Source organism: Actinoplanes sp. NPDC049598, assembly GCF_040675435.1.
Lineage (GTDB): Bacteria > Actinomycetota > Actinomycetes > Mycobacteriales > Micromonosporaceae > Actinoplanes.
This window is the reverse complement of record NZ_JBFAOX010000044.1, coordinates 22,764-43,568: the sequence shown is the minus strand read 5'-3', so window position 1 is coordinate 43,568 and position 20,805 is coordinate 22,764. Positions and strand designations below refer to the sequence as shown.

The window sequence follows — 20,805 nt, the reverse complement described above, 5'->3', positions numbered from 1 at the left end:
GGGACCGGGGGCTTTTTCGTGCCCGAAACCGGGCGGCAACAACGCTGTGTGAGTAGGCTGGAGCACCACGTAGGGAGGTGGCCCGTCTTGACGATCTCGAGCCCGGCGTCGTACACCGTCACGGGATGGAGCGCCCCCGAGGGCGAGTGGACCGAGCCCGACCTGCATCTGTTCCCGCAGGACGGTCATCGCTACGAGATCGTCGACGGCGGCCTGCACGCCTCCCCGCCGCCGGACGAGGCGCACGAGGCGACCGTCCGGGCCGTGGTGACCACGCTGCGCTCGTCGGCCCCGCCCGGCTGGTGGGTGTGCGACCGGGTCGGCGTCCAGATCGGCGAGAGCAACCTGATCCCCGACGTGCTGGTGCTGCGCCCGCGCTCGTCCGGCGCGGTCTGGTGCGACCCGGCCGACGTGGCCCTGGTCGTCGAGATCGAGGCGCCGGCCACCCGCCGGGTCGACCGCCTGCTCAAGCCGTCGATCTACGCCGAGGCCGGCATCGCGTCCTTCTGGCGGGTCGAGCCGGGCCGGGTCACCCCGCGGCTGCACACGTACCGGCTGGCCGGCGACGGCTACCAGGCCGGGCACAGCATCGAGGGCGCCGAGCCGGTCAAGCTCGACGCCCCCTATCCGATGCGGATCGCCCCCGCGGCCTGGCTCTAGCTAGTTACCAGCCGCCGCCGACAGGTCCTTGGCGCGGGCCTTCAGGGCGCGGACGACGCCGTCGCGGCCCTCGGCGACCAGGCGGCGCAGCGACGCCGGCTGACCGTCACGGGCCAGCCACGCGTCGGTCAGCGCGATCGTCTCCTCACTGATCTGGTAGACCGGGTAGCCCAGCATCGCGAACTCCTGCGCCGGCTCGCTGTCCGAGCGGGCCCAGACGTCGCCCACCACGTCGAAGAACTTCGTCGCGTAGGGCGCGGTCAGCTCGACCTGCTTGACGCTCTGGAAGCCGGTCAGCAGCGAGCGGTTGAGCCAGTTGGGCACGTCGGCCTCGCCGGTCAGCGTCGACCACACCCGGGCCTTGTTCTCGGCCGTGGGGATCAGCGCGTGGGCCACCGCCGCCTCCCGCTCGCCGCTGGCCGTCTTGTCGGTGGCCAGCTCGTCCTCGATCTGCTGCTCGGTCGCCTCGCCCAGCGACGCCAGGGACTGCAGCAGCGACCAGCGCAGCTCGGTGTCGACGACCAGGCCCTCGGGCACGCCCTCGCCGCTCAGCCAGCCGTGCAGCACGGCCAGCTCGCCGGCCGTACGGGCGGCCCCGATGAAGGCCCGGGCCCAGGTGAGCTGCCAGCCGCTGCCGGGAGCGGCCGCCGCAAGCTGGGTGCGGGCCAGCTCGGCGAGCTGGGCGAAGCCGGTCGCCTGCCACGCCGGGTCGGCGTACTGGGCGATGGCGGTCGAGGCCTGGCGGAACGTGTACGTCGACAGGTTGATGTCGGTCTCGGCCGGCAGGCCCGAGCAGACCAGCGTCACGTAGTCCCGGGCGGCCAGCTCGGCGTCACGCAGCATGTCCCAGGCCGCGGCCCAGCACAGCGCCCGCGCCAGCGACGAGTCGAGCCCGGCGATGTGCCGGACCACGGTCGCCATCGAGCGCTCGTCCAGGCGCAGCTTGGCGTAGGTCAGGTCGTCGTCGTTGAGCAGCAGCACGTCGGCCGCCCGGACGCCGGCCAGGGCCGGGATCTCGGTGCGCTCGCCGGTCACGTCGATCTCGAGCCGGTCGCGCCGGACCAGCCGCTCGCCGTCGAGGTCGTAGAGGCCGACGCCGATGCGGTGGGTGCGCAGCGTCGGGTAGTCGGCCGGGGCCTCCTGCTGCACCACGACGCTGGTGTACGCGCCGTCCGCGCCGATCTCGACGAGCGGGCGCAGCGTGTTGACCTGCGAGGTCTCCAGCCACTGGGCGGCGAACTTGCGCAGCTCGCGGCCCGAGGCCGCCTCGAGCTCGGTGAGCAGGTCGTCGAAGGTGGCGTTGCTCCAGGCGTGCTTGGTGAAGTACGCGCGCAGGCCGCTCAGGAACGGGTCGAGGCCGACGTAGGCCACGAGCTGCTTGATCACGCTGGCGCCCTTGGCGTACGTGATCCCGTCGAAGTTGACCTCGACGGCCTCCAGGTCGGGCATCTCCGTGTAGACCGGGTGGGTCGAGGAGAGCTGGTCCTGCCGGTAGCCCCAGCTCTTGCGGACCGACAGGAACGTCGTCCAGGCGTCGGTGAAGCGGGTGGCGTGGGTGTTGCACCAGTGGCTGGCCCACTCGGCGAACGACTCGTTGAGCCACAGGTCGTTCCACCAGCGCATGGTCACGAGGTCGCCGAACCACATGTGGGCCAGCTCGTGCAGGATCGTGTTGGCCCGCTGCTCGTACTCGAAGTCGGTGACCTGCGAGCGGAAGATGTAGTGGGCCTCGGCGTGCGTGACGCAGCCGAAGTTCTCCATCGCGCCCGCGTTGAAGTCGGGCACCCACAGCTGGTCGTACTTCGGCAGCGGGTAGCGCACGCCGAACTGCTCGTGGAAGAAGTCGAAGCCCTGCTTGGTGATCTCGAACAGGTTGTCGGCGTCCAGGTACTGCGCCATCGAGGCACGGCAGAAGACACCGAGCGAGATGCCGTCGTGCGAGTCCCGGACCTCGTGGTACGGGCCGGCGCAGAGCGCGGTGATGTACGTGCTCATCCGGGCCGACGTCGCGAAGTGCACCGTCTTGGCGCCCGGCCCGGCCTTCTCCTCGCGCTCGACCGGGCTGTTGGACACGACCTTCCAGTGCGCCGGCACGGTGGCGTGCCACGTGTAGACGCTCTTGAGGTCGGGCTGGTCGAAGGCGGCGTACACCCGCTGGGCGTCGGCCGTCTCGAACTGGCTGTAGAGATAGATCTCCTTGTCCACCGGGTCGAGGCTGCGCTGCAGCCCCTGGCCGCTCGCCGAGTAGGCGAAGTCGGCGTCCACCACCAGCTGGTTCTCCGCGGCGAGCCCGGTCAGGGTCAGCCCCTTCTCGGGCGAGAAGCCGGTCAGGTCGACCGGCCGGCCGTTGAGGGTCGCCGACCGCACCGAGCTGGCGGCGGTCTCGATGAAGGTCTCGGCCCCCGGCTCCCGGCAGGTGAACGTCACGACCGTGGTGGAGCGGAAGGTGCCGTCGCCGGGGTTGCCGTGGCCATCGGTGAGGTCCAACGTGATGTCGTACCCGGTGACCTCGAGCAGGCGGGCCCGCTCGGCGGCCTCCACCTGGGTCAAATTACGAACTCCGGCCACAGTCACTCTCCTCTGAGCGCACAAGCTTTCCTGTTCACCCTATGCGGAGGGGTAGCAGTGGCACACCTCACCCGCGGTCCTGCACAGGACAGTCGAGCAATAGATAGTTGCGTGGAGGAGTATCGACCCATGACAGAACGCTCAACGGTCGACATGTGGTTCGACCCCATCTGCCCGTGGGCCTGGATGACCTCCCGCTGGCTGCTCGAGGTGGAGAAGACCCGTCCCGTCGACGTCCGCTTCAACGTGATGAGCCTGTCCGTGCTCAACGAGGGCCGCGACCTGCCCGAGGAGTACCAGGCGCTGATGACCAAGGGCTGGGGCCCGGTCCGGGTCTGCATCGCCGCCGCGGAAGCGGCCGGTCCCCAGGTGCTGCGTGACCTCTACACCGCGCTCGGCACCCGGATCCACCTCAAGAAGTACGAGCTCGACGAGAAGCTCTACACCGAGGCGCTGGCCGAGGTCGGCCTCGACACCGCGCTGGCCGACGCGGCCACCAGCGACGCCTGGGACGACGCGCTGCGCGGCAGCCACGACGCCGGCATGAAGCCGGTCGGCACCGACGTCGGCACCCCGGTCATCCACGCCCCCGGCCCCAACGGCGACGACGACAAGGTCGCCTTCTTCGGGCCGGTCGTGACGCCCGCCCCCAAGGGCGAGGCGGCCGGCCGGCTGTGGGACGGCGTGCTGCTCGTCGCGGGCACTCCCGGCTTCTTCGAGCTGAAACGCTCGCGGGACATCGGTCCTATTTTCGACTGATCGGCTTCCGGTCCTCCGTACGCGTCGTTGGATGAGGTGACATACACCTCATCCACGACGGAGAACCGACATGGCCGACACCGAAGCGGTGGCGCTGTCCACCATCGCCGTCCACCGCGGCGACTGGACGAATCTCGCACCCGACCTGGCCAGCCTGGTGGCGCCACCGGTCACGGTCTCGGCGCTGCCCCTGCCGCGCCCCGTCGGCGACTGGCGGAAGGGCCAGTTGGCCAGGTCACGGGGGAACATGCCCGTCGCCCGGCACCGCCGGTCGTCCCGGTAACTTGGCTGACATGACGGTCGTGCACCCGATCAGCAAGGCCTGGGTCACCACAGGTGGCACCGGCGCCCAGAACTACGACGAATTCGCCGACGACGCCGAAATCACGTCCATCATCGCCGACAATCCGCATAGTTCTCTCGCTGTCGAGATGCCGCACCTGGCGCCCGACTCGCTCGGCAAGTCCTTCGCCGAGTCGCTGCCGGACGCGGTGGCCCGGCTGGCGTTCGAGCGCGCCGACGGCAGCTACGCCCCGGCCGAGCAGGTCGTCGTGCTCTACCGGATCACCGGCGCGGGCGAGCCGCCGGCGTACGGCCTGTGGAGCATGGTCGACACCGATCAGATCTCCACCCGCGCCGACGAGCCGGGCCTGGTCATCCGCAACGAGGAAGTGTTCCTGGAGAAGGTGCGCGAGCGCGTGGCCCTGGCCGAGGCGCTGGGCACGCTCCTGTCACCCGTACTGCTGCTGCAGACCACCAAGGGTGAGCAGCTGCACGCGGCCCTCGCCGCGGCGATCGAGGAGGCGGGGGAGCCCGCCGCGACCGACGTCGACCAGAGCGGGCGCACCCACGCCATCTGGCCGGTCGGCCCGGGCCCGCTGCAGGACGAGCTGACCGCGCTGGCCGGCGGGGGCGAGCTGGTGGTGGCCGACGGCAACCACCGCAGCCTGGCCGCGCAGACCGCCGGTTTCCCGCGCTTCCTGGCCGTCGTCACCACGCCCGCCTCGGTCGCCATCCAGCCCTACAACCGCCTGGTCAGCGAGCTGCCGGTGCCGCTCGACGAGTTTCTGGCCCGGTTGCGCGCGGCCGGGGCGACGGTCACCGAGGTGCCGCGACCGGCTCAGGTGCCGGGCAAGGGCACGATCGAGCTGTACGCGTCGGGACGCACCTTCGCTCTTGGGTTGCCCGTCAACACGAACCTGTCGGCGGTCGACAATCTCGATCACGCGCTGGTCGAGCGGGTGCTGCTGCGGGATGCGCTGGGTCTCGACGCCGGTGACAAGCGGATCTCCTACATCGGCGGCGACTACCCGGCCGAGTGGCTGCGGGGTGAGGTCGACGCGGGACGCTCCGAGCTGGCCGTCCTGATCGCCCCGGTCACCGTCGACGACTTCGTCACGGTGAACCTCGAGCGGCAGAAGCTGCCCCGCAAGAGCACGTGGTTCACCCCCAAGGCCCGGGGCGGCCTCGTCCTCGCGCAGCTCGCCTGACCATGCTGAACCCTCAGGTCACCGCGGCGGCCGGACTCCGCTCCCGGCCGCCGGTCACGTCCGACGACCCGTACGAGCGGCTCCTGGACATCCGGCAGGCGATGCTCGACGCCAACGAGGCCGAGACGGGCCCGGCCCTGCCGCTGCCCGTCGTGGTGGACGTCGACGCCGGCGGAGTGCCGTGCCGGCTCTACGCGACCCGTACGGACGCTCCTGTCTTCGTGTATCTGCACGGCGGCGGCTGGTGCTACGGCAGCGTCGAGACGGCCGACCGGATGTGCCGGCGCATCGCCGACCGCTCCGGCTGCGCGGTGCTGTCGGTGGAGTACCGGCTCGCGCCCGAACACGTCTTCCCGGCCGCCCGGGACGACGTCGACACGGTCCTGGCCTTCGTCCGCAAGTCGGGCGCCGACCTCGGGGTCGACCCGTCCCGGCTGGCCATCGGCGGGGACAGTGCCGGCGGCCAGCTGGCCACGGTGGCCGCCCGCCGGCAGCGTGACCAGGCCACCCCGCTCGACCACCAGGTGCTGATCTACCCGGCGATCGACCCGATGACCGCCTCCGAGTCGTACGACGAGGTCGGCTCGTACGGGCTCGACCGGGCCTCGATGAAGCTGGCCTGGGAGACCTACGTCCCGGATCCCCGGCTCCGGTTCACCCCGGACGTGGCGCCGCTCGCGGCCGACCTGGCCGGGATGCCGCCCACCCTGATCATCACCGCCGAGTACGACGCCCTGCGCGACGAGGGCGCCGACTACGCCGACGCGCTGATGGCCGCGGGCGTCCCGGTGGTGCACACCCGCTACATGGGCGTCAACCACGGCTTCGCCCGCAAGCTCGCGGTGATCGACGACGCGCGCGTGGCGGCGGATCAGATCGCCGCCGTTCTGCGAGCATCCCTGTGCTTCTAAGCGTTCTTCACCAGATCGTTCTGAGAGAGTGAGAGCATGCGCGTCTACCTGGGTTCCGACCACGCCGGCTACGAGCTGAAGATGCATCTCGTCAACCACCTGATCAAGCAGGGCCACGACGTCGTCGACGTGGGCCCGCACGTCTACGACCCGGAGGACGACTACCCCGCGTTCTGCCTGCAGACGGGCGCGAAGGTGGTCGCCGACGAGGGCTCGCTGGGCATCGTCATCGGCGGCTCCGGCAACGGCGAGCAGATCGCCGCCAACAAGATCGACGGGGTCCGGGCGGCGCTGGTCTGGCGCACCGAGATCGCCCAGCTGGCCCGGCAGCACAACGACGCCAACGTGATCAGCATCGGCGCCCGCGAGCACACCCTGGACGAGGCCACCGCGTTCGTCGAGACGTTCCTGGCCACCCCGTTCTCGGGCAACCCGCGCCATGCCCGCCGCATCGCCCAGCTGGCCGACTACGAGCGCACCCGTGAGCTCCCCGAGCTGAGCTGACTGGCTCCGCTTCGCTCCGCGGGCGATCGCCTTGTAACCGGTGACTTGGCAGGTGATTTTCCGCCACCCGCAAACCCTACGGGCGTCGAAAATCACCTGCCAAGTCACCGGCGGCGATCGCGGCCAGCTAACGGTTTCTCGGGAGATCCTCGCGCGGGACCCAGTTGCGGCGGACGATCACCAGGTTGGCGTCGGCGTCGGCCAGGTGCTCGTCGGTGGGGCGGGCGGCGTCCCGTGCCCGCAGGGCCGCACCCACGCTGACCTGCGACGATCCGGAGCCGACGAGGCCGCGCAGGCCGCGCTCGACCTCCCGGTCGTCGCCGTTGCCGTTGCCGAGGGGGCGGCGGCCCGGCGTGCCGTTGCGCGGCGGCCGGGTGTCGGCCGGCTTCGCCCGCGGGGGCGCCGGCGTCGGCACCGGGTCAAGCTCGGTCTTCAGCTGCTGCTCCTCGTCCGGGTCGGCGACCGGCATCGTCACCGCCGCCGGCCCTACCGGCGCGTTTCTTCCCGGGGGCACTGCGGCCGCCGGGTTTCCTTCCGCGGGCGTGGCGGGCGCCGGGTCTGCCTCAGGGGGCGCGGCGGGCCCGTGGGAAGGACGCACGCGGCGACGTCGGCGCTCGGGTTCACCCATGACGCCGACGTTACCGCCGCCCGGCCCGCTCAGAACACCTCGAGGGCGCCCGGCTGCCGGTGCCACCCGAACGCGGCCGACGGGAAGTTCTCCGTCAGCTGCCGCACCCGCCCGGCGGCGGCCAGCGCCGCCAGTGACGTCCCGCCCAGGTAGGCCGCGCCGAGCTCGGTCACGGAGCAACTGAAGTCGGGTGCGCCGGCGGAGCGTACGGCCGAGGTCTTGTCCTGATCGGCGGTGAGCCGCCACCGGCCGTTGTTGGCCTCGATGATCGGGTCGGTGACCTCGATCACGACATCGACCGGATGGAGGTAGCGCCGGGCCGCCAGTGCCGCCGGCACGTCGACCAGGCGCACCCACAGCCCGTCGCCGAACGTCCGGCCCAGCCGGCGCGGCTCGTCGACCAGGTACTGCAGCGGCTCGTCGAGCGTGGCGTAGCCGAAGCTCGCCGTCCGGGCCAGGTCGATCGTGAGCAGGAAACGCCAGAGCTCGGTGTAGGTCACGGGGTCGGCGGCCACGATCTCCTGGATGCGGACGGTGCCGTCGGGCCCGTAGCTGTTCCAGCCGTCCTTGACCCGCCACAACGCATAGCCGGCCGGGCCGGCGTCGCCGTCCACGATCACGCCGTAGAGGCTGGTGGCGCCGTCACGCTGGCTCTCGCCGTCGCGCAGCAGATATTCCCACCAGTGGTCGGCGCGGCTCGACCAGCCGGGCCGGTCGGCGCGCAGACGGTCGTGCAGCGCGGCCAGCTCCTCCCGGGCCTCGAGCGGCTTGACCATGCGCAGCCGCACCGGTTGCACGGGCGCCGTGATGCGCACCTCGCGGGTCGCCACCTCCAGCCGCAGACGGTCGGTGGCCGGGCCGTAGCCGAAGCGCGGGTAGATCGCCGTCTCGCTGGCCCACAGCACCGCGACAGCCTCCCGGCCGGCCTCGGCGATCTCGGTCAGCTGGCGCCGCATCATGCCGCTGAGCAGGCCCCGCCGCCGATGGGTGGGCGCGACGCCGACCCCGGTGACGTGGGCCGCCGGCACCACCGCGCCGGGCACGCTCAGCTCCCGCGTCTGCGCGGTGGCATGACCCACCACCAGGCCGCCGTCGTCGGCCACGAGCGAGCGCCCGGCCTCGGTGATCCGCATCTCCCAGTCGCGGAAGTCGTCGGAGACATGCTCGTGGAAGACCTGGCCCATCAGGTCGGCGATGGCCGGAAGATCCGCGGTCGTGGCGGTGCGCAGGTGTACGGAGTCGTCCATGCGCACTTGTGTAACGGACCGCGGCGCTACGGGCCAATGATTTGCGGGCTGGTTACTCTCGATGAGGCGGGGGAATCAGCCGCCGATCTGGAGGGGGACCAATGCCTGAGCAACCGCAGTGGTCGGAGCGGACGCTCGACATGCCACCGCAGGACCCGTGGGCCGACGCGCCCACGACACCCGTGGACGGCCCGCCACCGGGACATTCCGGGCACATGCCGCCGACGACGCCGTTCGCGAAGCCGGCGACGCCTTTTGCGGAGCCGTCGGAGGCCGAGTCGGCCGCCTCGCCCTTCAGCCGGGGTCGGGCCCAGGTCAACCCGCAGGCCGCGCGGCCGCGCTACGCCGAGCCCGAGCACACCAGCCCGGGCTGGCCCGGCGCCGAAGCGCCGAACCATCCCGCGTTGAGCTGGCGCTGGAGCGAGATGCGCAAGGGTGGCGAGTGGACCAGCGCCGCCGTGCTCTTCGCCTTCGTCTGCTGGGGCATCTGGACCCTGTCCGGCGACGGCGACTTCGGCACCCCGGTGATCGTGTTCGTGGTCACCCTGGCCGTCGCGGCCGGTCTGTTCTGCCTGGCCCGCCTGGTCGGCCACCTGGTGCTGGAGCGCCAGTTCGGCCGGGTCCGGCGCACCTCACGCGGCTCCCACGTGGTCACCGCGCTGTTCCTGGCCGGCGTCGGCATCACCTTCCTGCAGCAGACCCAGTGGGTGATGGACGCCTACCACTGGGTGGCCGACAACCTCTGACTCAGCTGACCGGCTTGCCGCCGGTCACGCCGAGCACCTCGCCGGTGGTGTAGCTGGACTCCTGGCTTGCGAAGTAGACGTAGGCCGGAGCCAGCTCGGCCGGCTGGCCGGCCCGGCCCAGCGGGGTGTCGCTGCCGAACGACTTGACCTTCTCCTCGGGCATGGTGGCCGGGATGAGCGGGGTCCAGATCGGGCCGGGCGCCACCGCGTTGACCCGGATGCCCTTCTCGGCCAGGTCCTCGGCCAGCGCCTTGGTGAAGGCCACGATGCCGCCCTTGGTGGTGGCGTAATCGAGCAGCGGGCTGGACGACTGGTAGGCCTGGATCGACGCCGTGTTGATGATCGTGGCGCCGGCCGGCATGTGCGGCACGGCGGCCCGGGTGATCCAGAACATCGCGTACAGGTTCGTCTTCATCACCCGGTCGAACTGCTCGTCGGTGATGTCGGTGATCCCGCCCGGCTGGGACATCTGGTAGGCCGCGTTGTTGACCAGGATGTCGATCCCGCCGAGCTCGGCGACGGCCCGGTCGACGATCGACCGGCAGTGCGCCTCCTCGCGGATGTCGCCGGGCACCAGCACGGCGGTCCGGCCCGCCTTCTCGATCAGCTGGGCGGTCTCGCGGGCGTCTTCCTCCTCCTCGGGCAGGTACGAGATGAGGACGTCAGCGCCTTCCCGGGCGTACGCGATGGCGACCGCACGCCCGATACCCGAGTCGCCGCCGGTGATGACGGCCTTGCGGCCGGTCAGCCGGCCCGAGCCCTTGTAGCTTTCCTCGCCGTGATCCGGGCGCTGCGGCATCTGGCTCGTCAGGCCGGGCGGCTCCAGGTCGCCCCCGTCGTACTCCGGTCCGGGGTACTTGCTGCGCGGGTCGTTCACCCTTGCCTCCTCGCGTTGGTGTGGGATCGAGCACGGTATGCCCGAACAGGCGCGGGGTAATCCGGCCGCCGTGTCTGATCAACGGATAGGCGTCGTCATGATCACCTGGCAGCGGCGCGACGAGGCGCTCGCCGCCGTCCAGCGTCTACGGGAGCTCCCCGAGCGACCGCGGGTCGTGGTGGTGGACAACGGCTCGGCCGACGGCACGGCCGAGGCGATCCGTTCGGCCTACCCGGACGTCGAGGTGGTCGCGCTGACCGAGAACAAGGGCGCGGTGGGCCGCAACATCGGGATCGAGCGCCTGAGCACGCCGTACGTGGCGTTCTGCGACGACGACACTTGGTGGGAGCCCGGCTCGCTGGCCGCCGCGGCCGACGCCCTGGACCGGCACCCCCGGCTGGCCCTGGTGAACGCGCGCATCGTGGTCGAGCCGTCCGGCGCGGACGACCCGATCGTGGCCGAGTTGCGCGACTCGCCGGTGCCCGGCCCGGACTGGATGCCCGGCCCCGCCCTCGGCAGCTTCCTGGCCGGCGCCTCCGTGGTCCGGCGCGAGGCGTTCGACCAGGCCGGCGGGTTCAGCGACCGGCTCTGGCTGGGTGGCGAGGAGGAGCTGCTGGCCACGGACCTTCTCTCGGCGGGCTGGGAGCTGTGCTACCTGGAAGATCTCGTGGTGCATCACCGCGCCTCGGTGCTGCGGGACGCCACCCACCGCCGCCGGGTCGGCTTGCGCAACACGCTCTGGTTCACCTGGATGCGCCGCCCGATGCGCCCGGCCGTGCGGCGCACGCTCTTCCTCGCGCGCACCGTGCCCCGGGACCGGATCTCGGCCCTGGCCGTGGCCGACGCGCTTCGCGGCCTGCCCTGGCTGGTGAACGCCCGGAACCCGCGCCCGGCGATCATCGAGGCCCGCCTGGCGGCGCTGGACGAGGCCCAGCGCCGCTCGACGGCCCGCCGCTACGTCGGCTGATCGCGCGGCTCGGAGACGTGCGCCGCGACGATCCGCCAGCCGTCCGCCAGGCGTACCCAGGTCTGTGACTGACGCCCGAGGGTCGCGCCGCCCGGATAGCCGAACAGGGTGTTGACCACCGCGACGTCCGGGCCGAAGGCCTGCACCAGCGTGTCCTTCAGATAGCGGCCGGGCGGCAGGGGCGGCTGGGCCAGGCGCCACCGCCGCTGCTCGGCGAGACCGATCTGCTGGTCGGCGATGCCATAGCGCACCGCGCCGGCTGCGAAGAAACCGAGCATCGCCTCGACGTCATTGGCTACCAGGGCCCGTTCGTACGCTTCGAACTGCGCCGTGACCTCGTCGGTGACGCTCATGAGGCGACCACCTCGGGCTCCCGGGCGCTCTCCGGCTCGGCCTCCGCCGGGTCCGGGACGCGGGGCGCCGGCCGGGTCAGCGCGAAGATCACGCAGACGATCGCGAGGAACAGATAGCCGAGGGTGACCTGCCCGTCCGCGTTCCATTGCACCTTCTCGGCGTGGATGAGGCCGATGAAGCTCAGCACCGCCCCCGCCCCGGCGAAGACCGCCGCGTGCCAGAAGCGCTTGTCGATGATGAAGGCGACGATCGCGCCGAGGACCAGACCGGCCAGGATCGCCCCCTCGCCCAGCGTCTTGAGCCCGTCGTAGACCACCCCCGCCCCGGCCAGCGCGTCCGTGCCGACCTGGGCCGCGCTCGTGCCGGCGGCGGACAGCGCGTTGTCCATCTGCCCGGTCGCCCACTGCGCGATGTTGGGGATCAGGGCCGCGACCACCGCCGCCGCGTGCGCCCGCGGGGTCGCCTGGAACGCCTGGGCCCCGATCAGCAGGCCGATGTAGAGCAGGATGGGCACGATGGCGGCGGTCGGGAAGATCGCCCCGAGCAGCCCGAAGAGGCCGAAGAAGCAGAGCAGCGCGATCACCACGCCGGTCGCCATCGAGTAGCCGGTGCGGCCCCCGGCCGCCTTCCAGCCGGGGTGACCGACGTAGACGGCCGGCGGGAACGGCGAGCCGAGGCAGGAGCCGATCACCGCGCCGGCCCCGTCGGCCAGCAGCACGCTGCGCAGGTTGTAGCGGTCGCCCGCGGTGGCGGCGCTCTCCACGTTGGTCATCGCCTCGGTGAAGTTGTAGACGCCGAGCGGGATGGCGGTGGCCAGCAGCGGCGCCATGTCGCGCAGGCCGTCGATCAGCAGATCGAACTTGAGGTGCGGGAAGGCGAAGGCGATGTCCTTGGCGGCCGAGGTCACGTCGGGCACCGACATGGCGCCGCCGATCCAGCCGATCGCGGTGCCGACCAGCAGCGCGGCCAGCCCGATGGGGAAGTTGAACGGCAGCTTGACGTCGGTCAGCAGGCCGATCAGCAGCAGGGCGAAGACCGGTAGGGCGATCCACGCGTAGTTCCACATGGTGCCGGCCGGGTTCATCGAGATGAAGGTGATCGAGATGCCGGCCAGGGTGCCGAGCAGCGCCGCCCGCGGGGTGTACTTGCGGATGTACGGGCCGACGAACGCGCCGATCAGCACGATGACGCCGATGATGAAGGCCCAGGCGATGCCGGCCGTCCAGGCTGCCACCGGGTCCTTGGTCCGCAGGTAGATCGGCAGCATGATCACGAAGATGACGATGAACATGTGCGGCACGCTCGGGCCGTACGGCAGGGCGGTGACGTCGGCCCGGTTCTCCCGGGCGGCCAGCCGCCGGGCCAGGAACGTGTAGTAGACGTTGCCGGCGACCAGGGCGATGCCGAGCGCGGGCAGGATGACGCCGAAGACGTCCGAGGCCGGCATCTGAATGACGCCGACGCAGAGGGCGGTCAGGGTGAGCACGTTGACCAGGACGTTGACTCCGAAGCCGAAGAAGGCGTTCGTGTCCCCGCGGACCCAGTAAGCCAGTTTCATCATCACTCCTGGAGGGCTGCGACAACTTGCGGTGACTCCGCGACCCAGCCGAAGATGCCGCCCTGAGCGGCGATCATCTCGAGGCCGACGCGCTGGAACTCGGGAAAGTAGGAGCCGACGCAGTCGGCTGGCACGAGGCACTCGAAGCCGCGGTCGTTGGCCTCACGAACGGTCGTGTGGACGCAGACCTCCGTGGTGACTCCGGTGACGATCAGGCTGCGTACGCCGAGCTTGTCCAAGATCTCCGCCAGCTCGGTCGCGTAGAAGGCGCCCTTGCCGGGCTTGTCGACGACGATCTCGCCGTCCACCGGGGCCAGTTCGTCGACGATGTCGTGGCCGTACTCGCCGCGGATGAGGATCCGGCCGAAGGCGCCCCGCTGACCGATCTGTCCCCGAGCCAGCTTGGACGGCGGGCAGTCGGACAAATCAGGCAGGTGGCCCTCTCGGGTGTGGATGATCGGCAGCTCGGCCGCGCGCCACGCCGTCATCAGGGCCGCCAGCGGCTCGATCGTCCGGCTGAGCTGGGAGACGTCGTTGCCGAGCGACTCACCGAAGCCGCCGGGCAGAAGGAAATCACGCTGCATGTCGATCACCAGCAGCGCCGTGCTGTCTTTCTGGAACTCGAAGGGGCCCGGTGCCGCGTCAACGGTCGGCATGATCAAAACGCCTTCAGTCCGTATGAGGGTGGCGGGTGGGGTGGTTCTATGGCCGTCGCCGCGATGACGTCGTCCGAGGTGGCGACGCAGCCGAAGACGCCGCCCTGCATGGTGACCATGTGCAGGGCCGCGGTGTGGTTGGCCGGGTCGGTCGCCCCGGTGCAGTCGCTGAGGATCAGGCACTCGTAACCGCGGTCGTTGGCCTCGCGCATCGTGGTGTGCACGCAGACGTCGGTGGTGATCCCGGTCAGGATCAGATGGGTGATGCCGTGGGTGCGCAGCACCAGGTCGAGGTTGGTGGCGTAGAACGCGCCCTTGCCCGGCTTGTCGACGATCAGCTCGCCGGCCACCGGCGCCACCTCGGGCACGATCTCCCACCCGGGCTCACCCTTGATCAGGATCCGGCCGCACGGGCCGAGGGCGCCGATCTCGGCCCCGATCCGGGCCGAGCGCCACCGCTTGTTGGCCGGCAGGTCGGAGAGGTCCGGGTCGTGGCCCTCGCGGGTGTGGATCACGAGCATGCCCAGCTGGCGGGCGTGGTCGAGCAGCCGCGCGGTGGCCGGCAGCCCGGCCCGGGTCAGCTCGATGTCGTAGCCCATCGAGTCGACGTAGCCGCCCGGCCCGCAGAAGTCGGTCTGCCAGTCGACGCAGACGAGCCCGACCTTCGAGACGGGCACCGACCCGTCGTACGGCCAGAGGTAGGGGTCTGCCTTCACGGGTCCGATGAGTGCGGTCATGCGTCCGGTCCTTTCGAGCGGTAACTCCGCCAGCCGCCGCTGGCGGTGATGTCCGGGGCGCCCTCCGCCGCGTACGCCTCGCAGAGGAACCCGGTGACCTCGGTGCCGTCGCCGAGCGCGAGCCGGCCCAGCGCCAGCGGGGCGGCGATGCCGGCCAGCAGGCTGCCGACCGTGGCCGACGGCAGCTCCCACAGCTCCACCTCGATCGCCTCGCCGCGTTCGGGATCGCGGACGAGCCCGGGCGCTCCCGACGGCAGGTGATACAGGCGGTACGCGGGCGCGGTGCGGGCGGCGCCGATCAGCGTGCCGCCGCGTTCGACCAGCTCGCCGTTGCGCGGCTCGCCGCTGAGATGCAGCCCCACCACTGCGAGCGTCATGGCGTCGTCCGGCCCCAGGCGCTCGGCCGCCAGCAGGAGGGTCTCGTCGCTGAAGGCCGGGCCGAACAGCGTGAGCGAGGCCGGCCGCCCGTCCTCGGTGAAGCCGTTGGGCACGGTCACCGCGGCCATGTCGAGCAGGTTCGCGAACTGCGTGTACCGGCCCAGGTCGAGGTTGCGCCCGATCGGATCCTCGGCGATCTCCGCGTGCGTGTAGGTCGTGCCGATCGTGGGCAGCACGAGCACGTCGATCCGCTCCCACATCCGGTCGGCGGCCGCCTTCAGCTCCTGCAGCCGGTGCTGCGCGCGGAACGCGTCGATCGCGGTGAAACCGAGCCCGCTCTCCAGCACCCGGCGCGTCACCGGCAGCGCCTTCTCCAGATGGCCGGCGAGGTCGGCCAGCCGCTCGGCCACCCAGGGACCGCGATAGAGCAGGTCGCCCGCCTCCAGCAGGGGGCCGATGTCCACGGTGGTGTCGCCGTCGAACCGCGCGTACGCCTTTTCCTGCCCGGCGTCGCCGAAGAAGTCCAACCCCTCGGCGACGCCGATCCTGGGTTCCGCTCGCAGCGGCCGGTCACCCTCCCTGCTCCACGGGTCAGGCCGTACGCGACCCCGCGCGGCCCGGAAGACGCGCCGCCCCGCCACCACGGTGGCGGCGAAGACCGACACGCAGTCGAGCGATCGGCACGCCGGCACCACGCCGAGCGTGCTGAGCAGGCCGCGGGTGGGCTTGACGCCGACGATGCCGTTGAGCGCGGCCGGCACCCGCCCGGAGCCCGCGGTGTCGGTGCCCAGCGCGAACGAGACCGAGCCGTCGGCCACCGCCACGGCCGACCCCGAGCTGGAGCCGCCGGAGATCAGGCCGCCGCCGAAGACGCTCTCCGGGGCGCCGTAGGGGGAGCGGGCGCCGGTCAGCCCGGTCGCGAACTGGTCGAGATTGGTCTTGCCGACCACGATCGCGCCGGCGTCGACCAGCCGCTGCACGACCGGGGCGCTGGTCTCGGGCTCGTACGCGAAGCCGGGGCAGGCAGCGGTGGTGGGCAGTCCGGCCACGTCGATGTTGTCCTTGACCGCGAAGGTCAGCCCGGCCAGCGGTAGCCGGGGATCGACGCGGCCGGCTTGGCGGTGCAGCTCGTCGGGACCGAAGGTGCTGATCCAGACGCCGTCTCGTCTCGGGTGGGCCAGGAACTCATCGACACTCGCGTGTACGTCCACACCGTCGATTGTCGACAATCTTGTTTCGGCCAGGCTTGCGCTTTGTAACGAGCCGATTTCGCTACGACAGGTAGGTGCGGGCGCCGTGCTCGCTCAGCGAGGTGAGAATGCCCTGGACGTCGCCGCGCTCGATCGCGGCGAAGAGGCGCTCGTGCCGGAGCACACCGTCCGCGGCCCGAGCCGTCTCGGCTTCCCGGCGCATGTTGACGGCCATGTAGAGCTGGATGCGGACCAGCACCGAGCCGTAGAGGTCGGCGAGCTGACGGTTGCCGCCGAGCGCGACCACCTCGGTGTGGAACCGCCGGTGGGCGTTGGCCAGCTCGAGCCGGTCGCCGGCCTCGGTCGCCTGCCGCATCGCGGACAGGGCGGCCCGCAGCGCGCCCAGGTCGGGCTCGGCCGGCATCGAGGCCACGGCGTGCCGCTCCAGCACGTCGCGCACCTCGTACAGCTCGCGCACGTCATCGTCGGAGAGCGTGGCCACCCGGGCCCCGCGGCGGGGGATGTGCTCGACCAGACCCTGCTGGGCGAGCAGCCGCATGGCCTCGCGCAGCGGCGCCCGGCTGATCCCGAGCCGGCGGGTCAGCTGCTCCTCGACCAGGCGCTCACCCGGATCGGTGCGCCCGCTGAGGATCTCCCGGCGCAGTCGGTCGACGGCGAGCTCCACCAGGCTGTAGGTCTGCAGCTCCCCTTCGGTCACGCCGACGAGTCTGCCAGCCGCGCCTCACGCCCCGTCCCGCCGGTCGTGGTCGAGGGATCGGCTGTGGCTTACGCCGGGTCCCGCCGGTCGTGGTCGAGGGATCGGCTGTGGCTTACGCCGGGTCGTGCCGGTCGTGGTCGGGGGATCGGCTGTGGCTTACGCCGGGTCGTGCCGGTCGTGGTCGCTGGTGGGCCGGCGGTCGCGGAAGCTGGGCCAGACCGCGGCGGCGATCATGACGATGCCGATCACGATGAGGGCGATCCAGAGAAGGGTCACTGCGGGAGATTAGCCCCGGCCGGGCCCGGTGTGGCGCTTCGGAGCCCGGCCGGATCGTGCACCATCTGAGCTATCGGCCGGCCAGGCTCGAACCCGTCTCGACCAGCGTCTTGAGGTCGCTGAGGATCCACGCCCAGCCGCCACCCGCGCCGTCGTCCTCGGTGCCGGCGACCATCGCGGCCGTCCTCGGGGCGTCGGTGAGCTCGTGGGTGACCGTGAGCTTGTGGACGCCCGGCTGCATCTTCGCCTCCTCGATCTCGTAGGTCAGCGTCGTGTACGGCTCGGCCGCGGTGCCGGGATCCATCAGCATCCGCCAGGTCTGCACCAGCCGCCGCGGCGGATCGGCCTCGATGACCTCGCCGTCCACGATGACGTCGGGCACCTCGAAGCCGTTGGCCTGCGCGAAGTCCTTCATCTCCTGGGTCGCGGCCGAGCGGTAGGCGCCGCCCGGCTTGAGCTCGTAGTGCGCGGGCGACGCGTAGGCGTACCGCGACGTCCACTCGGGATCGGTGATGGCGGCCCAGATCCGTTCCGGGCTCGCCTTGATCCAGACGCGGTACACCTGGGTGGTCTCGGTGGTCATGGCTCTTCCTCCAGCTCGTTCTTGAGATCGATGAGGGCGGCGACGTGACGCTCCGTGTACTTGTCGATCCAGCGGTCGTGGATCTGCCGGATCGGCACGGGATTGAGGAAGTGCAGCTTCTCCCGGCCCGCGCGGCGCGTGACGACGAGACCCGCCTCTTCCAGGACTTTGAGGTGCTTGGCGACCCCGAAGCGCGTCATCTCCAGCTCGGACTCCAGCTCCGTGAGCGTGCGGCCGTCACGCGCGAAAAGCAGGTCGAGCAGAAACCGGCGGCTCGGATCGGCCAGTGCCCTGAACACCAGATCGTCCTCCGCCATGACGTAAAGTTATGAGACCAATAGGTCACATGTCAAGGCTTAAGGTTCTCTTGATAGACCCACGTCGAAGTCTTCGGCTACGTTGACGCCCGCACGTCGAACGGGTTACAGACGCGCAGCGCCGGGTGGCGGCCCGGCGCTGCGCCCCGCCCAACCCGTCGTCCCCGCACGCGCCCGCCCGCCGTGTCGATCCGGGCCCGTCATCCCGGGCGCAGCTCCGGCCTGGCCGCTCCGCTCGGCGTGTCGGCCCAGCCGCTCATCTCCCGCGCCGCGCAGGTCTGGCCCAGCCGCTCATCTCCCGCGCAGGCCCGGCCCGGCCGTTCAGCTCGGCGTGTCGGCTAGCCGCTCATCTTCCGCGCAGGTCTGGTCCGGCTGTTCAGCTCGGCGTGTCGGCCTAGCTGGTCGTCTTCCGCGTGGCGGCCCGCCCGGCCGCTCGGCCCAGCCCGTCATCCCGCGCGTGCCCGTCCCCGGTCGGCCGCTCGGCTTTGCGCGTCCTCGTCCCCCGTGGACCCGCCATTCCACCCGCCGGCTTCTCGGTCCGGCTCCTCCAGGAACTGGGCGGCCAGCTCCGGCGTGGCGCCTCGGATGAACGCGAGCGCCTGCCCAGTGCCCGCGTCGGGGACCTGGTAGTAGCGTTCCCCCGCCGCGGTCGCGATGCCGACGGTCATGCGGTCGCCCCAGCGCTGCGGCAGGGACTGCCGCAGACTCCACCCGATCACCGCGCCGCGCTGCAGAGCCACGGTATTGCGGCTCAGCGCCCCGCGCCGGACCACCAGATAGGGCCCGTCCAGCGCGTGCGCGAGTGATCGATAGGCCACCACCGCCAGCGGAAGCGTGACCGGCAGCAGGACCAGGGACAGCGGCCACACCCATCCGGGGAGCGCGCCGCTGAAGGTGAACATCAGCAGCACGCCGGCGGCCAGCCCGGGGCCGTAGACCGCCCAGCCGAGCCGCCGGACCAGCGCGCCCCGCGGGTGCGGCTGCAGCTCGGCCTCCAACGGCCGGCTCCCACCCGGCAGCACCCGGGCCGCGATCTCCCGCGCCTCGCCCAGCCGGAGCCGGGGCAGGATGGCGCCGGACGGGGCGTCGACGGTCTGCCGCAGCCCCGTCGTGACGACGCTGGTCTCGGCCAGCCCCAGCCACCGCCAGAGCAGCGGCTCCTTGACGGCCAGCCCGCGCATCCGCCGGTCGTCGCGCTGAAGGGTGCGGGTGGTGAGCAGGCCGCGCCGGCTGACCAGCACGTCGCCCTCCCGCGCCAGCTCGAAACCCCAGTTCTCCACCACGAAGGCGCCCGCCGACCCGATCACCCCGAGTGGATAGGCGATCGCCCCGCACAGCACCAGATTCCACAGCAGCCCGCGCGAATCCCAGCCGATCACGTCCCGCCCCACACCGAGCAGATCGACTCCGAACGGCCGCAGGAACCAGTACAGCGCGAACAGCGGCCCCACCACGACCACTGGCCCCCAGACGGTGACCATGTTCAGCGGCACCCACTGCCACCGCAGCCGCGCCAGCACTTCCCGTTCGCCGCCGTCGCGCGGCTCACCGCCCCGCCGGCCCGCGTCCGCGCTCTGGCCCTGCCCGCCCGCATCCGCGGTCTCGGTGCCCGCATCGGCGTCCGGCGTTTCGTCCGCGTCCGGTCTTTCGTCACGCGCGTCGGCGGCCGGCGCCGGCGCGTCCCGTACGGCCGGCATCAGCTCGCGGCGCAAGCGCGCCGCCTCCCCGCTGTCCAGTGCGTTCAGCGCGAACGAGGATCCCTGCTCGCCCGAGCCGATGTGCACCACCCGCAGCCGGAACAGCCGGGGCACCAGCTTGGCCGCGCTGTCCACGGTGCGGATGCGGTCGCGGGCCACCGTCCGATGCCGCTTCGACGCCCACCCGCTGCGCATCTCGACCGAGGCCGGGGTGACCCGGTAGCGCGTGGTCAGCCACCGGATCAGGTCGGTCAGCGCCCCGAGGAAGCCGGCCACCGACCCGGCGACGAGCGCCCACACCGGCCCGTCGTCGTTGAGGACGACCGCCCCGAGGTAGCCCACCGCGCAGGACACGACGGCCCGGATCAGATCCATGTAGACGACCCGGATGCTGAGCCGCCGCCAGCCCCCCTCGCTCATGTCGCGTCGCCCGGAGTCGCCGCGGTGGCCTCGCGCAGACGATCCACGGTGTCGCGAGCCACCCGTACATCAAGCCCTTCGATCGAGATCTTGCCTTCGCTCGACGCCGTGGTGACCTTGATCGTCGCTATCCCGAGCATCTGCTGAAGCGGCCCGATCTCGGTGTCGATGCTCTGTATCCGCGAGAGCGGCACGATCTGCCACTTCTTGGTGAGCCACCCCTCCAGCGCATAGACCGCGTCCCCGGTCGTCTCCCACCGGTGCACCCGGTAACGCCAGCCAGGCATGACCACGACGTTCACCGCGTAGACCACCCCGAGGATCACCAGCACCGGCCCCAGCCAGCCCCGCGCCCCCTCAACCCAGAGAAACACGGCGCCGAGCACCCCCAGCACCCCGACGCCCCAGAACAACGCCTGCAGCGTCCGCCACACCACGAACCGCCGATCCACCCGCCACCGCGGCGGCCGCAGACGAAGCACGTCGGTATCTATGAAACGGACTTATCGCGCGAAATGCTCGAACGTGGCCATGTCTTCACCGTAGAGAGGCCGCGCGAGCACC

At 71.5% G+C, this 20,805-nt stretch carries 22 protein-coding genes; 8 read left to right on the top strand and 14 right to left on the bottom strand.

The genetic code is table 11. The features are described 5' to 3' along the window. The first annotated feature begins 87 nt into the window (after positions 1 to 87). On the top strand, positions 88 to 660 hold the full coding sequence (locus AB0J66_RS47735) for a Uma2 family endonuclease (protein ID WP_364675594.1): 573 nt from the start codon (positions 88 to 90) through the stop codon (positions 658 to 660). Here the strand turns inward: AB0J66_RS47735 and pepN are convergent, their stop codons facing one another. Beyond that, positions 661 to 3,228, bottom strand: a complete 2,568-nt coding sequence (gene pepN / locus AB0J66_RS47730; protein ID WP_364675591.1) for an aminopeptidase N — start codon at positions 3,226 to 3,228, stop codon at positions 661 to 663. A gap of 129 nt (positions 3,229 to 3,357) precedes the next feature. On the opposite strand from pepN, the gene AB0J66_RS47725 reads away from it, so the two are divergent. The 5 genes from AB0J66_RS47725 (at position 3,358) to AB0J66_RS47705 (ending at position 6,892) form a co-directional block, all read left to right on the top strand. Then, positions 3,358 to 3,987, top strand: coding sequence for a disulfide bond formation protein DsbA (locus tag AB0J66_RS47725; protein WP_364675590.1), 630 nt, complete (start codon positions 3,358 to 3,360; stop codon positions 3,985 to 3,987). A 70-nt stretch (positions 3,988 to 4,057) separates the two neighbouring features. Next, a complete protein-coding gene (locus AB0J66_RS47720) occupies positions 4,058 to 4,270 on the top strand; it encodes a hypothetical protein (RefSeq protein ID WP_364675587.1) in 213 nt (70 codons plus the stop codon). A gap of 10 nt (positions 4,271 to 4,280) precedes the next feature. Next, positions 4,281 to 5,477, top strand: a complete 1,197-nt coding sequence (locus tag AB0J66_RS47715) for a DUF1015 family protein (protein ID WP_364675584.1) — start codon at positions 4,281 to 4,283, stop codon at positions 5,475 to 5,477. Between the two features lie 2 nt (positions 5,478 to 5,479). Beyond that, on the top strand, positions 5,480 to 6,388 hold the full coding sequence (locus AB0J66_RS47710) for an alpha/beta hydrolase (protein WP_364675582.1): 909 nt from the start codon (positions 5,480 to 5,482) through the stop codon (positions 6,386 to 6,388). Between the two features lie 36 nt (positions 6,389 to 6,424). Beyond that, positions 6,425 to 6,892, top strand: coding sequence for a ribose-5-phosphate isomerase (locus AB0J66_RS47705; RefSeq protein ID WP_364675579.1), 468 nt, complete (start codon positions 6,425 to 6,427; stop codon positions 6,890 to 6,892). A 127-nt stretch (positions 6,893 to 7,019) separates the two neighbouring features. On the opposite strand, the gene AB0J66_RS47700 is transcribed toward AB0J66_RS47705, so the two are convergent. Together AB0J66_RS47700 and AB0J66_RS47695 are read right to left on the bottom strand one after the other, a co-directional pair. Further along, the gene (locus AB0J66_RS47700; RefSeq protein WP_364675577.1) at positions 7,020 to 7,367 is read right to left on the bottom strand and encodes a hypothetical protein; all 348 of its coding nucleotides are present in this window, start codon (positions 7,365 to 7,367) and stop codon (positions 7,020 to 7,022) included. Positions 7,368 to 7,549: 182 nt separating this feature from the next. Beyond that, positions 7,550 to 8,767, bottom strand: a complete 1,218-nt coding sequence (locus AB0J66_RS47695) for a GNAT family N-acetyltransferase (protein ID WP_364675574.1) — start codon at positions 8,765 to 8,767, stop codon at positions 7,550 to 7,552. Between the two features lie 101 nt (positions 8,768 to 8,868). On the opposite strand from AB0J66_RS47695, the gene AB0J66_RS47690 reads away from it, so the two are divergent. Beyond that, on the top strand, positions 8,869 to 9,513 hold the full coding sequence (locus tag AB0J66_RS47690; protein WP_364675571.1) for a DNA-directed RNA polymerase II: 645 nt from the start codon (positions 8,869 to 8,871) through the stop codon (positions 9,511 to 9,513). A 1-nt stretch (position 9,514) separates the two neighbouring features. Here the strand turns inward: AB0J66_RS47690 and AB0J66_RS47685 are convergent, their stop codons facing one another. Continuing rightward, a complete protein-coding gene (locus AB0J66_RS47685) occupies positions 9,515 to 10,390 on the bottom strand; it encodes an SDR family oxidoreductase (protein WP_364675568.1) in 876 nt (291 codons plus the stop codon). Positions 10,391 to 10,487: 97 nt separating this feature from the next. Here AB0J66_RS47685 and AB0J66_RS47680 point away from each other — a divergent pair, with 97 nt between their 5' ends. Next, positions 10,488 to 11,357, top strand: a complete 870-nt coding sequence (locus AB0J66_RS47680) for a glycosyltransferase (RefSeq protein ID WP_364675566.1) — start codon at positions 10,488 to 10,490, stop codon at positions 11,355 to 11,357. Here AB0J66_RS47680 and AB0J66_RS47675 read toward each other — a convergent pair. The 10 genes from AB0J66_RS47675 to AB0J66_RS47630 all read right to left on the bottom strand — a co-directional run bounded on the left by AB0J66_RS47675 (position 11,345) and on the right by AB0J66_RS47630 (position 20,723). Next, positions 11,345 to 11,710, bottom strand: a complete 366-nt coding sequence (locus tag AB0J66_RS47675) for an AtzH-like domain-containing protein (protein ID WP_364675563.1) — start codon at positions 11,708 to 11,710, stop codon at positions 11,345 to 11,347. The genes AB0J66_RS47680 and AB0J66_RS47675 overlap by 13 nt on opposite strands. Then, positions 11,707 to 13,269, bottom strand: a complete 1,563-nt coding sequence (locus AB0J66_RS47670; protein ID WP_364675561.1) for a regulator — start codon at positions 13,267 to 13,269, stop codon at positions 11,707 to 11,709. The genes AB0J66_RS47675 and AB0J66_RS47670 overlap by 4 nt, the downstream gene beginning before the upstream one ends. Before the next feature lie 2 nt (positions 13,270 to 13,271). Beyond that, entirely contained in the window at positions 13,272 to 13,925 is a 654-nt protein-coding gene (locus tag AB0J66_RS47665) for a cysteine hydrolase (RefSeq protein ID WP_364675558.1), read from the bottom strand. Between the two features lie 2 nt (positions 13,926 to 13,927). Continuing rightward, entirely contained in the window at positions 13,928 to 14,662 is a 735-nt protein-coding gene (locus AB0J66_RS47660) for an isochorismatase family cysteine hydrolase (RefSeq protein WP_364675556.1), read from the bottom strand. Continuing rightward, complete coding sequence (gene atzF, locus AB0J66_RS47655) at positions 14,659 to 16,251, bottom strand: allophanate hydrolase (RefSeq protein WP_364675553.1); 1,593 nt, start codon at positions 16,249 to 16,251, stop codon at positions 14,659 to 14,661. Before atzF ends, AB0J66_RS47660 begins: the two co-directional genes overlap by 4 nt. Before the next feature lie 61 nt (positions 16,252 to 16,312). After that, positions 16,313 to 16,948: a GntR family transcriptional regulator gene (locus AB0J66_RS47650; protein WP_364675550.1), complete on the bottom strand. Its 636-nt coding sequence runs from the start codon at positions 16,946 to 16,948 to the stop codon at positions 16,313 to 16,315. A 346-nt stretch (positions 16,949 to 17,294) separates the two neighbouring features. Further along, entirely contained in the window at positions 17,295 to 17,807 is a 513-nt protein-coding gene (locus AB0J66_RS47645; protein ID WP_364675548.1) for an SRPBCC domain-containing protein, read from the bottom strand. Next, a complete protein-coding gene (locus AB0J66_RS47640; protein WP_364675545.1) occupies positions 17,804 to 18,124 on the bottom strand; it encodes a metalloregulator ArsR/SmtB family transcription factor in 321 nt (106 codons plus the stop codon). Before AB0J66_RS47640 ends, AB0J66_RS47645 begins: the two co-directional genes overlap by 4 nt. Before the next feature lie 446 nt (positions 18,125 to 18,570). Then, positions 18,571 to 20,241 (bottom strand): PH domain-containing protein, encoded by a 1,671-nt coding sequence (locus AB0J66_RS47635; RefSeq protein ID WP_364675542.1) that lies wholly within the window; start codon positions 20,239 to 20,241, stop codon positions 18,571 to 18,573. Continuing rightward, entirely contained in the window at positions 20,238 to 20,723 is a 486-nt protein-coding gene (locus AB0J66_RS47630) for a PH domain-containing protein (RefSeq protein WP_364675539.1), read from the bottom strand. The genes AB0J66_RS47635 and AB0J66_RS47630 overlap by 4 nt, the downstream gene beginning before the upstream one ends. Between the last annotated feature and the right edge of the window lie 82 nt (positions 20,724 to 20,805).

Coding starts and splice junctions, on each gene's coding strand:
- AB0J66_RS47725 (WP_364675590.1), top strand. CDS start 3,358: ATGACAGAACGCTCAACGGTCGACATGTGGTTCGACCCCATCTGCCCG.
- AB0J66_RS47720 (WP_364675587.1), top strand. CDS start 4,058: ATGGCCGACACCGAAGCGGTGGCGCTGTCCACCATCGCCGTCCACCGC.
- AB0J66_RS47715 (WP_364675584.1), top strand. CDS start 4,281: ATGACGGTCGTGCACCCGATCAGCAAGGCCTGGGTCACCACAGGTGGC.
- AB0J66_RS47710 (WP_364675582.1), top strand. CDS start 5,480: ATGCTGAACCCTCAGGTCACCGCGGCGGCCGGACTCCGCTCCCGGCCG.
- AB0J66_RS47705 (WP_364675579.1), top strand. CDS start 6,425: ATGCGCGTCTACCTGGGTTCCGACCACGCCGGCTACGAGCTGAAGATG.
- AB0J66_RS47695 (WP_364675574.1), bottom strand. CDS start 8,767: ATGGACGACTCCGTACACCTGCGCACCGCCACGACCGCGGATCTTCCG.
- AB0J66_RS47690 (WP_364675571.1), top strand. CDS start 8,869: ATGCCTGAGCAACCGCAGTGGTCGGAGCGGACGCTCGACATGCCACCG.
- AB0J66_RS47680 (WP_364675566.1), top strand. CDS start 10,488: ATGATCACCTGGCAGCGGCGCGACGAGGCGCTCGCCGCCGTCCAGCGT.
- AB0J66_RS47675 (WP_364675563.1), bottom strand. CDS start 11,710: ATGAGCGTCACCGACGAGGTCACGGCGCAGTTCGAAGCGTACGAACGG.
- AB0J66_RS47670 (WP_364675561.1), bottom strand. CDS start 13,269: ATGAAACTGGCTTACTGGGTCCGCGGGGACACGAACGCCTTCTTCGGC.
- AB0J66_RS47665 (WP_364675558.1), bottom strand. CDS start 13,925: ATGCCGACCGTTGACGCGGCACCGGGCCCCTTCGAGTTCCAGAAAGAC.
- AB0J66_RS47660 (WP_364675556.1), bottom strand. CDS start 14,662: ATGACCGCACTCATCGGACCCGTGAAGGCAGACCCCTACCTCTGGCCG.
- AB0J66_RS47645 (WP_364675548.1), bottom strand. CDS start 17,807: ATGACCACCGAGACCACCCAGGTGTACCGCGTCTGGATCAAGGCGAGC.
- AB0J66_RS47640 (WP_364675545.1), bottom strand. CDS start 18,124: ATGGCGGAGGACGATCTGGTGTTCAGGGCACTGGCCGATCCGAGCCGC.
- AB0J66_RS47635 (WP_364675542.1), bottom strand. CDS start 20,241: ATGAGCGAGGGGGGCTGGCGGCGGCTCAGCATCCGGGTCGTCTACATG.